Here is a 14,110-nt window from a genome sequence, read left to right on the forward strand (position 1 = left end):
ATGGACGAAACAGTACATTCGCAGGCAGCTTCGACCAAGGTGCGTGGGCGCAAAAGCAAGGCCCCGGCTGTGCAGACGGCCACGCGCACCAACGACCCGGCACGCACGATGGCCGGCATCCTCGAAGTGGCAACGGCCGAATTCGCCGAGAAGGGCCTGAGCGGCGCGCGCATCGACGAGATCGCGGCGGCCACCAAGACCAGCAAGCGCATGATCTATTACTACTTCGGCAGCAAAGAGGGGCTGTACCTCGCCGTGCTGGAGGAGTCGTATCGGCGCATGCGCAGCATCGAGGCGGAACTGCACCTGGAAGACCTGCTGCCGGAAGATGCGCTGCGCCGCCTGGTGGGCTTTACCTTCGACCATCACCACAGCAATCCGGGCTATATCCGGCTGGTGATGTCCGAGAACATGGAGCGCGGCAGCTACCTGGCCCAAAGCAAGATCATCCAGCAGCTCAATGTGCCGGCCATCGATGCCATCCGCAAGCTTTACGAGCGCGGCGTGGCGGCGGGCATATTCCGTACGGGCCTGGACCCGATCGACATCCATGCGTCGATTTCTGCGCTGACATTCTTCAATGTCTCCAACCAGCACACCTTCGGACTGATCTTCAAGAGCGACACCCAGTCGGGGCGCGCCATGACGGCGCGGCGCGACAGCATCATCGAAATGATCGTGCGCTTCGTGCGCAAGTAACTTCCGGATCGCGCCGGCCGGGGGGCCGGCATGTCGGGTTTCTACCGATTCGTTTAAAACTAACTAGTTCGTACATTATGGATTAAAGCAATCTTCAACAGGCTCAGGGCTGGACGGCTGCGCGCGCAGCCACGCATAAAAAGGAGACAACATGGACAAGTGGATAGACCGGTTTTGCCGGGTGCTGGACGGCGTGATTGCGCTGTTCCTGGCGCTGATGGTGGTGCTGGTGTTCGGCAACGTGGTGTTGCGCTATGGCTTCAACTCGGGCATCAATCTGTCAGAGGAGCTGTCTCGCTGGCTGTTCGTCTGGCTGACCTTTCTCGGTGCCGTGGTGGCGATCAACGAGCGCGGGCATCTGGGCACCGACATGCTGGTGGGTCGCCTGGGCCCCAGGGGCAAGAAAATTTGCCTCGGCATCAGTTACCTGCTCATGCTTTTTGCCTGTTGGCTGATGTTCCGTGGTGCGTGGGAGCAGGTCAAGATCAACTGGACCACCACCAGTGCCGTGATGGAAGTGTCCATGAGCTGGTTCTACGGCTCGGGCATGGTGTTCGCCGTGCTCGGCGGCCTGTTGCTGCTGCGGGATCTGGTCCGGCTGCTCAGCGGCAAGACCGGGGACGGTGAGCTGATGATGATCAGGGAATCCGAAGACCAGCCGCATGAAGGAGGTCCGGCATGACCATCGCTATATTCCTCGGATCGCTGCTTGCCGCCATGGCGCTGGGCATCCCGATCGCGTTTTCATTGCTGCTGTGCGGCGCGGCGCTGATGTGGCACCTCGACATGTTTGACGCGCAGATCCTGGCACAGAACGTCGTGAACGGCGCCGACAGCTTTCCGCTGCTGGCCGTGCCCTTTTTCATGCTCGCCGGCGAGGTCATGAACGCAGGTGGCCTGTCGCGCCGCATCGTCAACCTCGCCATGGCCCTGGTCGGCCACATCAAGGGCGGCCTGGGCTATGTCACGATTGTGGCGGCAGTCATCATGGCTGCACTGTCGGGCTCTGCCGTGGCCGATGCGGCTGCGCTGGCGTCGCTTTTACTGCCCATGATGGTGGCCGCCGGCCATGACAAGGCGCGCTCCGCAGGGCTGATCGCGTCGGCGGGCATTATCGCGCCGGTCATCCCGCCTTCGATCGCCTTTGTCATCTTCGGTGTGGCCGCCAATGTGTCAATTTCCAAATTGTTCCTGGCCGGCATCTTTCCAGGTCTCTTGCTGGGGTTGTCGCTGTGGCTCACCTGGTGGTGGCTGGTGCGCAAGGAAGTGGTGAAGGCCCCGCCGCGCAAGAGCCGTGCAGAAGTCCTGGTGGCGTTGAAGGAGTCGACCTGGGCGCTGGTGCTGCCGCTGATTGTGGTGTTCGGCCTGAAGTTCGGCATCTTCACGCCGACCGAGGCCGCTGTGGTTGCCGCGGTGTACGCAACGCTGGTTTCAGTACTCGTCTACAAGGAGCTCACGCTGAGGAAGCTCTATCCGCTGTTCGTGGGCGCCGCCAAGACCAGCGCGATCGTGATGTTCCTGGTGGCTGCGGCCATGGTGTCGGCCTGGCTGATCACGGTAGCGCAGATACCGGGCCAGGTGGTTGCCCTGCTGCAGCCGCTTCTGGACAGCCCGAAGTTGCTGATGCTGGCCATCATGGTGCTGGTGATGGTGGTGGGAACCGCGCTGGACATGACACCCACCATCTTGCTGCTGACGCCGGTGCTCATGCCGGTCGTCAAGGCCGCCGGCATTGACCCGGTGTACTTTGGCGTGTTGTTCATCATCAACAACGCCATCGGGCTGATCACCCCGCCGGTGGGCACGGTGCTGAACACGGTGGCCGGGGTGGGCAAGGTGAGCATGGACGAAGTCACCAAGGGCGTGTTGCCCTTTATGTGGGCCCAGTTCGCCATCATGTTCCTGATGGTGGCTTTCCCGCAAATCGTCATCATTCCGGCGCGCTGGTTCTACGGCGGCTGACAACTTTCCGCGCTGCCGGGCGTGCTGGGTACGCCACGGCCGGCAGCCACGTCAAAGCGTACCGTGACACCTCATCCCCTCAAAAAACCGGAGACAACCATGAAACGCCTGTTTATCAAATCCGTCCTCGCTACCGTCGCCCTGGCGGCCTTCGGCATGGCCTCAGCCCAGGACATCAAGGAACGCACCGTCAAGTTCGCCACGCAAAACCCGGACGGCCACCCGATTGTGCTGGGCATGAAAAAATTCGCTGAAACCGTGGCAGCGAAATCGGGCGGCAAGATCAAGGTCAACCTCTTCCCCGGCGGTGTGCTGGGCGGCGATGCACCGAACATCTCCGCGCTGCAAGGCGGCACGCTGGAAATGGTGGTGATGAATTCCGGCATCCTGGCCAGCCAGGCCAAGGAATTTGCCGTTTTCGATTTTCCGTTCATGTTTGCAAGCTCGCAGGAAGCCGATGCCGTGGTGGATGGGCCTTTCGGGAAAATGATGCTTTCCAGGCTTGACGCCAAAAACATCCACGGGCTGGCCTACTGGGAACTCGGTTTTCGCAACATCACCAACAGCAAGCGCCCCATCACCAAGGTGGACGACATTGCCGGCCTGAAACTGCGCGTGATTCCCAATGCCATCAACATCGATTGGGTGACCGCCCTGGGCGCCAACCCGACGCCCATGGCTTTTCCCGAGGTCTATGCCGCGATGGAACAGAAAGCCATTGACGGCCATGAAAACCCGTTCACGGTCATCAACGCGAACAAGTTCTATGAAGTGCAAAAGTACCTGGCGGTGACCAACCACCAGTACAACCCACAAACCGTGATCGTCAGCAAAAAGCTGTGGGACACCCTGAGCAATGATGAGAAAAAAATCTTCTCGGATGCGGCCGCCGAAGCTGCTGCGTACCAGCGAAAGGCCTCGCGTGAACAGTCCGGCACCGCGCTCGAAAACCTGAAGAAGAACGGCATGCAGGTCAGCGAGTTCAGCCCCGCAGAAATGGCCAAATTCCGCGAGAAGATGAAGCCCGTTATCGAGAAGCACTCGGCCATCGTGGGTGCCGATGTGGTCGGCGCACTGCAGGCAGAGCTCGCCAAACTGCGTAAATAGGACTTCACGCCCCGGCCGGCCCAGCGCACCGGAGCGCCGGGCTGGCCTGTTCTTTCATTCCGGTTCCGGGTATCTTTCCTTCATGAGCAAAATCCGCATCGCTGTCGCAGGGGCCGGCTACATCGGCCTGGCCCACATGGATGTGGCTCAAGAGAGCCCAACCTGCGTCCTTTCGGCCATTGTCGATCCTGCGCCGGCGGCAAAGGCTATCGCCGCCAGGGCGGGTGTTCCGCTGTACCCATCGCTGGATGAGCTGCTCAGCAAGGACCGCCCTGACGGCGTGATCCTTGCGACGCCGAACCAGCTGCATGTGCCGCAGGCCCTGCAATGCATCAAGGCCGGGGTGCCCATCCTGCTGGAAAAGCCCATTGCACCCACGCTGGCCGAAGGCGAGCAGCTGGTCAAGGCGGTCGCTGAGACGGGCGCCAAGGTACTGATCGGCCACCATCGCGCGCACAGCCCCATCATGGCCAAAGCGAAAGAAATCGTGGATTCGGGAAAACTTGGCAAGCTGGTTGCCGTGACGGGCAGTGCCACATTCTTCAAGCCCGACCGCTACTACGAAGACGCGTCATGGCGCCGCGAGATCGGCGGCGGCCCCATCCTCCTGAACATGATTCACGAGGTGCATAACCTGCGCATGCTGTGCGGTGACATCGTGGCAGTGCAGGCCTTTGCCTCCAATGCCACACGCGGTTTTCCGGTGGAAGACACGGTGGCCATCAATCTGCGTTTTGCCAACGGTGCGCTGGGCAGCTTCATGCTGTCGGACACCGCCGCATGCGCGCGCAGCTGGGAGCAGACCTCCCAGGAAAACAAGGCCTACCCAAGCTATGGCGACGAAGACTGCTACGTGATTTCGGGCACCAACGGAAGCCTGTCGGTTCCGACCATGCGCCTGAAAACCTATCCCAGCCCGGAAGACCGTTCCTGGTGGAAGCCATTTGACGAGAGCGTGGCCGACATGGTGCGCGACGATCCCCTCAAGCACCAGCTGGAGCACTTCGGCGCCGTCATTCGTGGTGAAGCACCGCCGCTGGTCAGTGCCCGCGACGGCCTGCTGAACCTGCGCATCACCGAAGCCATCGCGCAGGCCGCCCAAACCGGCCAGGTGATCGAGTTGCCCGTTGGTTAAGCAGCTCGACCCTCCCACATACAAATCAAACCACGACAAACAACGTCAACAACCAGGAAAGAAATCACCATGAAAGTGCTCATGCTTCACGGCATCAACCACAACATGTTCGGCAAACGCGACCCGGCGCAGTACGGCACCATCACGCTGGACGAAATCAACACCAGCCTGCAGGCTTTGGGCCGGGACCTCGGCGCCGAGGTGGAACATTTCCAGACCAACAGCGAATGTGACATGTGCGAACGGATTCACCAGGCATTCACCGACAAGGTCGACGCCGTGCTGATCAACGCCGGCGCCTGGACGCATTACAGCTACGGCATCCGCGACGCGCTGGCCATCCTCACCGTGCCGGTTGTCGAGCTCCACATGTCGAACATCCATGCCCGCGAGCCTTTCCGCCATGTGTCGGTGTTCGCCGAAATCGTCAAGGGGCAGATCTGCGGCTTTGGCGCTGACAGCTACCTGCTGGCTTTGCGCGCCGCTGTTTCGGCGATCAATGCCGCAAGGGTTTCGTAAATCATCAGAAAGAGAGCGGCCATGTCACAGGAGTTCGCTGGAAAAGTCATCGTTATAAGTGGCGCCAGCCGGGGCATCGGCCATGGCATCGCCGCTGCGTTTGCCGCACGCGGTGCGCAAACCGTTTTGGCCGCATCGTCCATTGAGAACCTGAAGACTGCCGCAGATGCAATTGCAGGCACTGGAGCACTCCGCCCTGAGGTATGTGCTGCGGATCTTCGAGGCGAAGAAGGTTGCAAAGCGGTATTCACCCTGGTGTCCGAAAAATTTGGACGCTGTGACGTGTTGGTTAATTCCGCGGGTGCCACGCGCGCCGGTGCGTTTCTGGACCTTCCGGAGGACGCATGGCATGACGGCTTTGCATTGAAGTTCTTCGGCTGTGTGAACTTGTGCCGCCTGTTTTGGCCGATGCTGAAAACTGCGGGTGGGCACGTTGTCAACATCATTGGCGGCGCTGCCCGTACGCCCGACCCGGGCTTCCTGATCGGTGGGTCGGTCAACGCTGCGATGCACAACTTCACCAAGGGCCTGTCCGGTCTTGGAAAGCGGGACGGCGTCAATGTCAACGCCATTCTTCCGGGCTTGACTGAAACCGGCCGTGTGGCGCAACTGTTTCAGCAGCGTGCAGCCGCAAGTGGAAAGCCCGTCGAAGAAGAACGACAGGCACAAATCGCACGCGAGGGACTCAGCCGGCTGGGTACACCCGAGGATGTCGCCGCACTTGCGATATTCCTGTGTTCGGAGAGTGCCCGCCACATTCAAGGTACGGCCATCGCTGTGGACGGCGGTGGCACCCCAGGCCTGTATTGATCGCCAAAGGCTTTTTTTGTTGCCGGCGAATGACCGTCAGCACCGATCATTCGGCGTTATTTTCAACAGCGGTTTAACTGCAAATTTCTGGAACTTCCATGATCAACGGCCATACCGAACTCATCGCCCATATCGGCTACCCGACGCATTCTTTCAAGGCGCCGATGATCTACAACCCCTACTTTGAACAGGCGGGAGTGAACGCGGTGGTCGTGCCCATGGGTTGCAAGGCCGAAGACTACCCGGCCTTTCTGCGGTCGGTGTCTTGCCTGGAGAACTTCCGGGGCGCGCTGATCACCATGCCGCACAAGGTCACAACAGTCGACTTGCTGGACGAAGCCACACCCACAGTACGCATCGCCGGCGCCTGCAATGCCGTCAGGCGTGACGCGGACGGCAAGCTCGTGGGCGACATGTTCGACGGGGAAGGCTTTGTGCGCGGCGTGCAACGCAAGGGTTTTGATCCGCGCGGAAAACGTGCCCTCGTCGTCGGCAGCGGCGGCGTGGGCTCGGCAATCGCGGCTTCGCTGGCCAAGGCCGGCGCGCGCGCGCTAGGGCTGTGCGACGTCAATGCGGCCTCCGCGCAGGCGCTGGCTGGGCGGCTGCGCCAGCATTACGCAACGCTGGAACTCCTCACAGGCTCAAACGACCCGGCGGGTTACGACCTGGTGGTCAACGCCACGCCCATGGGCATGAACGAAGGCGATCCTCTGCCCATGGACGTTTCACGTATCGCCGCCAACAGTTTTGTGGGCGAAGTGGTCATGAAGTCGGAGATGACCGCGTTTCTGGCAGCGGCCAAGGCGCGTGGCTGTACGGTGCAAGTGGGGTCCGACATGCTGTTCGAGCAGATCCCGGCCTACCTCGAGTTTTTTGGCCTGCCGACCACCACACCGGACGTCTTGCGATCGGTGGCCCGGCTGAGTTATTAAAAAAGTGTAAGAGGACACGCGCACCGTGCGTCCTGGGTGGGAAGTGTTGGAATCAATGCTAAAAACGGCTGATTTCAGACGTTCATGGACATAATCCAGCATGGACAAACTCAAGCAGCTTGAATCGTTCGTGTCGGTTGCGACACGCGGCAGCCTGACCGCTGCCGCGAACGCCGAAGGCGTGGCGCCGGCCATCATGGGGCGTCGGCTTGATGCACTGGAAGGCCGCCTGGGCGTCAAGCTGTTGGTACGCACCACCCGGCGCATCACGCTCACACACGAAGGCAGCGCTTTTCTTGAAGACTGCCAGCGTCTGCTGATTGATTTTGCCAACGCCGAAGCCAGCGTTTCGGCCGGCGGCGTCAAGGCCAGCGGGCATCTGCGCATCACCGCGCCGGCCGGCTTTGGCCGCCGCCACGTGGCGCCACTGGTCACACGCTTTCGCGAAGTGCATGCCGATGTCACGATCTCGCTGAACCTGAGCGACCGGGTAGTTGACCTGGCCGGCGAGGGTTTTGACTGCGCAGTGCGCGTCGGCGACATGCCGGACTCTTCGCTGGTGAGCGTGCGCATGGCTGACAACCGCCGGCTGTGCGTGGCCACGCCGGTCTACCTGGCCCGCCACGGCACGCCCCAGCACCCCAGCGAGCTGGCGAAATTCGACTGCCTGACGCTGTCCAGCGACGCCTCGCAAACGCGGGGCTGGGCGTTCCGGGTCCAGGACGAATTGATCCATCTCAAGCCGGGCGGGCCGCTCGACTGCTCGGACGGCCAGGTCCTGCATGACTGGTGCCTGGGAGGGTACGGCATTGCCTGGCGCAGCACCTGGGAGGTCGAGGCAGAAATTGCCGCCGGCCAGCTGGTGGCGGTGCTGGAGGATTTTGCCGCGCCGCCCAACGGTATTTACGCCGTATTTCCGCAACGCAAACACTTGCCGCTGCGGGTTCGCCTTTGGCTGGATTTTCTGAAACACCATTACAGCCAACCGGAGTTCTGGTGCTCGTCGCCAGCCGCCACCACCACAAAACCCTGACTGGAAAGGATCCCGACGATGGTTCTCGAATCTCTTTTGGCCTATGCCCACCTGCTGGCGATTCTCACCATGGTGGTTTTTCTGGCGAGCGAGGCGGCGCTGTGCCGCACCGAGTGGCTGAACGCCGCCGTGATCGAGAGGCTCGGCAAGATCGACATGGTCTACGGCATCTCGGCCGGCGCGGTTTTCCTGACCGGCCTGGCGCGCGTGTTTCTGGGCAGCAAGGGCGCGGCCTGGTACGCCCACAACCCCTTGCTGTACGTCAAGCTCGTCATGTTCCTGGCGATTGGGCTGATTTCCATCAAGCCGACCATGATGTTTTTGCGCTGGCGCCGTGAGTTGCGCGCCAGCGGCGCCCTGCCCGATGCGCTGGAAGTCAAACAAGCGCGGCGGCTGGTGATGGTGCAGGCGCACATCCTGCCGTTCATTCCGCTGGCCGCCGTCTTTCTGGCCCGAGGCTTTGGTTAGGCACACACCCGCGCTGCAGCGTCAGGCTGAAAACAGGCCATGCACCAGCCAGAAGGCGGTGCCCCACATCATCAGCGCTACCAACAGGTCCATCGCGCGCCATATGGCCGGTGTGTTGAGCCTGCGCCCCACGCACCACAGCGCCACACCCAGGCCGGTAAACCACAGCAATGAACCCGTGATGGCGCCCAGGCCGAAGACGGCGTTGTCCGGCCGGGCGTAAGCCAGTGATGCGGTGCCGATGACCACGGCGGTGTCCAGCCATGCATGGGGGTTGAGCCACGACAGCGCCAGTGCCAGCCCGATGGCCTTGCGGCGCGGCATGGCCTCTGCGCCGGCCATATCGGGGTTCTGGGCAGACGCGTGCGCAGGCTGCAGAAAGCGCCGCATGGCCTGGGCGCCATACACCAGCAGCACCAGCGCGCCCGCGCCGGTCATGGCGCCCAGCAGCTTGTCGGAAAGACCGCCCAGTTGCGCAAGGCCGGCAACGCCTGCGGCGATCAGGGCCACATCGGTCAGCACACAGACGGCGACGGTGAGCCAGAGATGCTGGCGTAGCAGGCCCATGCGGATCACGTGGGCGTTCTGCGGGCCTATGGCCATGATGAGCGAGAGGCTGAGGACCATGCCAGTCAGGAAGGCGGGGGCGGTGAGCGGGTTCATGGCCGCAAGTGTGTGCCAGGGCTCATAATAGTTAAATAGAATTAACTAAAATTAGCTTTAGTCAATTATTAATTGATTTAGTAGGCGCCTAACAACATGCTCGATGCCCGACAACTTGAAGCATTGGCCGCCGTGATTGAGCACGGCAGTTTCGGCGAAGCCGCCAAGGCCCTGAGCCTGACGCTGGCTGCCGTGTCCCTGCGCATCAAGTCACTTGAAACCGCACTGGGGCAGCGGCTCCTGGTGCGCGGCAAACAGGTACGCGCCACGTCGGCCGGCCAGGCTTTGCTCGGGCACACCCGGCAGGTTCGCCTCATGGAGGGTGATCTGCTGGCCGGGCTGCAGGGCGGGGGAAAGCCCGCTCGCCTGCAAAGCCTCAGCGTGGCGGTGAACGCCGACTCCCTGAGCACGTGGTTCTTGCCGGGCGTGGCCTCAGCCCTGCACACTAACGGCCTGCTGCTCGATGTCGTGGTGGACGATCAGGACCACACCCAGGAAGCCCTGAAAAGCGGGGATGTCACGGGCTGCGTCACCGCATTGGCGCAGGCCATGCGGGGCTGCGTGGCTGAACCGCTGGGCGTGATGCGTTACCGCTGCATGGCCTCGCCCGCGCTGGTGGCGCAGTGGAACGAGCCCGCGGCGGGTGGCAAGGCCGCACCGAACCGGCTGGCCCATCGCCTGCTAGCCAGCCCTGCCGTGATCTTCAACCGCAAGGACGCGCTGCAGGATACTTTTCTTGAACAGCATTTCGGGCTGCGCGACGCGCTGTACCCGCGCCACTTCGTGCCGGCGGTGGATGCGTTCGAGCTTGCGCTGGAGCTTGGCATGGGCTGGGGCATGGTGCCCGACCTGTTGCTGGCCGCGCGCACCCGCAAGCCGCCGCTGCAGGAAGTGCTGCCGGGCAGCACGGTCGACGTGCGGCTGTACTGGCAGCACTGGGCACGTGAATCCGTTGCGGCGCAGCGATTGACACAGGCGGTCAAGCAGGCGGCGCAGGGGCAGCTGCTGCAGGTGTGACGGTGCGTTTATAGATGAAAAGTACCGCTAGCGCTTTGTAGACAAGCGCAAACAGCTATCGAATTAATAGCGCCCAGGAGGAATATTGGCACAAAAAAAGCCCGCCATGACATTCATGGCGGGCTGGTTTGATCTGAAAAGACCGGCTTACTTGCTCAGGCACTCTTTCATGAAGGCTTTGCGTTCGTCGCCTTTTTTGCCCTTGGCGTCGACGTTGCAGGTTTTCATTTTGGTTTGCTGCGTTGGTGCTTCTTTCTTGGCGCTCAGGCACTCTTTCATGAATGCCTTGCGCTCATCGCCCTTCTTGCCTTCAGCGTCCTTGTTGCAGGCGCCCATTTTGGTTTGCTGTGCGGTTTTGGCTGGAGCGTCCGCGGCGTGCGCCACCGGAGACAAGGCCATCGAGACGGCAAAAACGGCGGCGATCAGGGATAACAGCTTTTTCATGGTGGCTCCATTGGGTTGGGAAACAGGTTTGAGTTCCGGCTGGAATTCCAACACATAACGCCGCGCCGGGCAAATTCGATGACCGGGTATCTGAGGGGTCCGAACGGCAGATGGCTTAACCGTAAAATCAGACCATGCTCTCGATTAAAAAAGACCTGCTCGCGGCTCTGGCCGCGGGGCTGGATGAACTTTCCCCCGGCGCAGGCGACAAAGCTGCCTTTGAATCCCCCAAGGTGGCGGCCCATGGCGACTTCGCCTGCACGGCCGCCATGCAGCTGGCCAAGCCGCTCAAGCTCAACCCGCGCCAGGTGGCCGAAAGCCTGCGCGCCAACCTGCTCAAGAAGCCCGCGTTTGAACGCTGGGTAGACGCCATCGAAATCGCCGGCCCCGGTTTCATCAACATCCGCCTCAAGCCCGCCGCCAAGCAGGAGACCGTGCGCGAAGTGCTGGCCGCCGGCGCGCAGTTCGGCGTGCAGCCGGCCGACCCGGCCCGCAAGATGATCGTCGAGTTCGTCTCGGCCAACCCGACCGGCCCGCTGCATGTGGGCCACGGCCGCCAGGCCGCGCTGGGCGATGCGATCTGCAACCTGTTCGCCACGCAAGGCGCCAAGGTCTGGCGCGAGTTCTATTACAACGACGCGGGCGTGCAGATCCAGACCCTGGCCACCAGCACACAGGCGCGCGCCAAAGGCATCAAGCCCGGTGACGCCGGCTGGCCCGAGTCGGCCTACAACGGCGACTACATCGCCGACATCGCGGCCGACTTTCTGGCCAAAAAGACCGTCAAGTCGGACGACCGCGAATACACCGCCTCGGGCGACGTGGAAGACATGGACTCGATACGCCAGTTCGCCGTGGCCTATCTGCGCCACGAGCAGGACCTGGACTTGAAGGCCTTCTCGGTGAAGTTCGACAACTACTACCTTGAGTCCAGCCTGTACAGCTCGGGCCGTGTCGATAGCGCCGTGGCCAGACTGAAAGAGGCCGGCAAGACCTACGAGCAGGATGGCGCGCTGTGGCTGAAGTCGACCGACTACGGCGACGACAAAGACCGCGTGATGAAAAAGAGCGACGGCAGCTACACCTACTTCGTCCCCGACGTGGCCTACCACCTGGCCAAGTGGGAGCGCGGCTTCGGCAAGGCCATCAACATCCAGGGCATGGACCACCACGGCACCATTGCCCGCGTGCGCGCCGGGCTGCAGGCCGCCGGCGAAGGCATTCCCCAGGGCTACCCCGACTACGTCCTGCACACCATGGTGCGCGTGGTGCGCAACGGCGAAGAGGTCAAAATTTCCAAGCGCGCCGGAAGCTACGTCACCTTGCGCGACCTGATCGAATGGACCAGCGCCGACGCCGTGCGCTTCTTTTTGCTCAGCCGCAAGCCGGACACCGAATACATCTTCGACATTGACCTGGCGCTGGCCAAAAACAATGAAAACCCGGTGTATTACGTGCAGTACGCGCATGCGCGCATCTGCTCCATCCTCACCACCTGGGCCGGCCAGGGTGGCGACGAAGCCAGCCTCAAAGCTGTCGACCTCTCGGCGCTGGACAGCCCGCAGGCGCAGTCATTGATGCTGCTGCTGGCCAAGTACCCCGACATGCTGACCAACGCGGCTGACGGATTTGCACCGCACGACGTGGCTTTTTACCTTCGTGAGCTGGCGGCCAGTTATCACAGCTATTACGATGCCGAGCGCATCCTGGTGGACGACGAAGCTGTGAAGCTTGCCCGTCTGGCGCTGGTCGCCGCGACTGCGCAGGTGTTGCACAATGGCCTCGCGGTGCTGGGCGTGAGCGCCCCGCGCAAGATGTAAACGGTGGCGAAAACCATGCGAATTTCAGGACAAGGCAATGAACGTGGGCAAGGTATGAATACACAACGAGGCGGAACCCTGTTGGGGTTGATCATTGGCGCGCTGATCGGCCTGGGCGCGGCGCTGGCGGTAGCGGTTTACATCACCAAGGTGCCGGTTCCTTTCATGAACAAGAGCCAGGCACGCAACCCCGACAGCGATGCTGTTGAAGCCAAGAAAAACAAGGACTGGAACCCGAACGCCCCGCTGGCCGGCAAAAACCAGCCCAAGCCGCCTCCTCCGGCAGCGGTTGAAGTGCCTGGTGTTCCAGTACCCGACCCCTCCGCCGGAGCCACCCCCAAGGCCGCCGCTTCAGCGCCGGCCAAAGTGGCCAAACCAGCGCCTGCCGATCCGCTGGGCGATCTGGCAAAGGCCAAGGTCGAAGGCCTGTCATCCGGTCCGGGAGCGGATCCCTTCAGCTATTTCATTCAGGCCGGTGCCTTTCGCACGCCGGAAGATGCGGAACAGCAACGCGCCAAGTTGCTGCTGCTGGGCATGCAGGCCAAAGTGACGGAACGCGAGCAGGCTGGCCGCACCGTGTACCGCGTGCGTCTTGGCCCTTTCGACAAGAAGGAAGATGCCGACAAGGCCAAGGAGCGCCTGGACAACAATTCCATTGAAACCGCGCTGGTCCGGGTCCAGCGCTGAAGCCCTCATCCAACGATAGGCTGAACTTTTCACGAGGCTGGTGTACAAACCCCTATACCCCGCGCCACGAGGCATCCGCCAGAGGGGCGGTTTCCGGGCTATTTCTGTCATTCCAGGAGAAAAATCTGATGCAACGCCGTGAGTTTTCGTTTTCAGCCGCCGCCCTGGGCGGCATCGCCGCCCTGCCCACCCTGGCACAAGCCCAGGCCAAGGCCTTCAAGGACGGCGAGGATTACCTGACGCTGGACAAGCCGGCGCCGACCGAAGCCGCCGCCGGCCGGGTCGAGGTGGTGGAATTCTTCTGGTACAACTGCCCCCATTGCAACGCCTTCGAGCCGCAATTCGAAGCCTGGATGAAGCAGATCCCCAAGGACGTGTCCGTGCGGCGTGTTCCAGTGTCCTTCCGGCCCGATTTCGAACCTCAGCAGCGCCTGTATTACGTGCTTGAGGCCATGGGAAAAATTGAGGAACTTCACAAGAAGGTGTTTGCCACGATTCATGTGGAAAAACAACCGCTTAACACGCCCGAGCTGATAGCTGCATGGGCTGAAAAGCAGGGCCTCAACAAGGCCAAATTCGTTGAGTTCTACAACTCCTTTTCGGTCGCCTCCAAGGCGCGCAAGGCCACACAGCTGCAGGACAGCTACAAAGTGGCCGGCGTGCCGTCGCTGGGTATCGCCGGGCGTTATTACACCTCGTCGGACCAAACCCAAACCATGACCCGCGCGCTGCAGGTCACAGATCACCTGATCGCCCAATCCCGCAAGGCCAAATAAAGAAAGCGCCCGCGGCCGTGCGCCGCGCCAAACACCGG

16 protein-coding genes are annotated in these 14,110 nt (G+C 61.8%); 14 read left to right on the forward strand and 2 right to left on the reverse strand.

What is annotated here, in order from left to right; genetic code table 11:
* The 10 genes from AC1D13_RS20750 (at window position 1) to AC1D13_RS20795 (ending at window position 8,665) form a co-directional block, all read left to right on the forward strand.
* Window positions 1–699 carry a TetR/AcrR family transcriptional regulator gene (locus AC1D13_RS20750; RefSeq protein WP_477690210.1) on the forward strand — a complete coding sequence of 233 codons (699 nt, stop codon included), beginning with the start codon at window positions 1–3 and terminating at the stop codon, window positions 697–699.
* A gap of 151 nt (window positions 700–850) precedes the next feature.
* Window positions 851–1,381 (forward strand): TRAP transporter small permease, encoded by a 531-nt coding sequence (locus tag AC1D13_RS20755; RefSeq protein ID WP_457282360.1) that lies wholly within the window; start codon window positions 851–853, stop codon window positions 1,379–1,381.
* Window positions 1,378–2,661, forward strand: a complete 1,284-nt coding sequence (locus tag AC1D13_RS20760; RefSeq protein ID WP_457282361.1) for a TRAP transporter large permease subunit — start codon at window positions 1,378–1,380, stop codon at window positions 2,659–2,661. Before AC1D13_RS20755 ends, AC1D13_RS20760 begins: the two co-directional genes overlap by 4 nt.
* 99 nt (window positions 2,662–2,760) lie before the next feature.
* Complete coding sequence (locus tag AC1D13_RS20765) at window positions 2,761–3,768, forward strand: TRAP transporter substrate-binding protein (RefSeq protein ID WP_477690211.1); 1,008 nt, start codon at window positions 2,761–2,763, stop codon at window positions 3,766–3,768.
* A gap of 82 nt (window positions 3,769–3,850) precedes the next feature.
* Window positions 3,851–4,903, forward strand: coding sequence for a Gfo/Idh/MocA family protein (locus tag AC1D13_RS20770; RefSeq protein ID WP_477690212.1), 1,053 nt, complete (start codon window positions 3,851–3,853; stop codon window positions 4,901–4,903).
* A 69-nt stretch (window positions 4,904–4,972) separates the two neighbouring features.
* On the forward strand, window positions 4,973–5,422 hold the full coding sequence (aroQ, locus tag AC1D13_RS20775; protein WP_477690213.1) for a type II 3-dehydroquinate dehydratase: 450 nt from the start codon (window positions 4,973–4,975) through the stop codon (window positions 5,420–5,422).
* A gap of 21 nt (window positions 5,423–5,443) precedes the next feature.
* Window positions 5,444–6,232 carry an SDR family oxidoreductase gene (locus AC1D13_RS20780; RefSeq protein WP_457282365.1) on the forward strand — a complete coding sequence of 263 codons (789 nt, stop codon included), beginning with the start codon at window positions 5,444–5,446 and terminating at the stop codon, window positions 6,230–6,232.
* Window positions 6,233–6,330: 98 nt separating this feature from the next.
* On the forward strand, window positions 6,331–7,164 hold the full coding sequence (locus AC1D13_RS20785; RefSeq protein WP_477690214.1) for a shikimate dehydrogenase family protein: 834 nt from the start codon (window positions 6,331–6,333) through the stop codon (window positions 7,162–7,164).
* A 100-nt stretch (window positions 7,165–7,264) separates the two neighbouring features.
* A complete protein-coding gene (locus tag AC1D13_RS20790; protein WP_457282367.1) occupies window positions 7,265–8,197 on the forward strand; it encodes a LysR family transcriptional regulator in 933 nt (310 codons plus the stop codon).
* Window positions 8,198–8,215: 18 nt separating this feature from the next.
* Window positions 8,216–8,665, forward strand: a complete 450-nt coding sequence (locus tag AC1D13_RS20795; RefSeq protein ID WP_457282368.1) for a DUF2214 family protein — start codon at window positions 8,216–8,218, stop codon at window positions 8,663–8,665.
* Window positions 8,666–8,686: 21 nt separating this feature from the next.
* On the opposite strand, the gene AC1D13_RS20800 is transcribed toward AC1D13_RS20795, so the two are convergent.
* Window positions 8,687–9,328: a LysE/ArgO family amino acid transporter gene (locus tag AC1D13_RS20800; protein WP_457282369.1), complete on the reverse strand. Its 642-nt coding sequence runs from the start codon at window positions 9,326–9,328 to the stop codon at window positions 8,687–8,689.
* Window positions 9,329–9,424: 96 nt separating this feature from the next.
* Here AC1D13_RS20800 and AC1D13_RS20805 point away from each other — a divergent pair, with 96 nt between their 5' ends.
* Entirely contained in the window at window positions 9,425–10,345 is a 921-nt protein-coding gene (locus AC1D13_RS20805) for an HTH-type transcriptional regulator ArgP (protein WP_477690215.1), read from the forward strand.
* A gap of 147 nt (window positions 10,346–10,492) precedes the next feature.
* Here the strand turns inward: AC1D13_RS20805 and AC1D13_RS20810 are convergent, their stop codons facing one another.
* Window positions 10,493–10,789, reverse strand: a complete 297-nt coding sequence (locus tag AC1D13_RS20810) for a PsiF family protein (protein WP_457282371.1) — start codon at window positions 10,787–10,789, stop codon at window positions 10,493–10,495.
* 134 nt (window positions 10,790–10,923) lie between these two features.
* Here AC1D13_RS20810 and argS point away from each other — a divergent pair, with 134 nt between their 5' ends.
* The 3 genes from argS (at window position 10,924) to AC1D13_RS20825 (ending at window position 14,072) form a co-directional block, all read left to right on the forward strand.
* A complete protein-coding gene (gene argS, locus AC1D13_RS20815; RefSeq protein WP_477666925.1) occupies window positions 10,924–12,609 on the forward strand; it encodes an arginine--tRNA ligase in 1,686 nt (561 codons plus the stop codon).
* Window positions 12,610–12,663: 54 nt separating this feature from the next.
* On the forward strand, window positions 12,664–13,296 hold the full coding sequence (locus AC1D13_RS20820; protein ID WP_457282373.1) for an SPOR domain-containing protein: 633 nt from the start codon (window positions 12,664–12,666) through the stop codon (window positions 13,294–13,296).
* 128 nt (window positions 13,297–13,424) lie between these two features.
* Entirely contained in the window at window positions 13,425–14,072 is a 648-nt protein-coding gene (locus AC1D13_RS20825; protein ID WP_477666926.1) for a thiol:disulfide interchange protein DsbA/DsbL, read from the forward strand.
* The last annotated feature ends 38 nt before the right edge of the window (window positions 14,073–14,110 follow it).

This window comes from Polaromonas sp. P1_E12 (assembly GCF_056405975.1).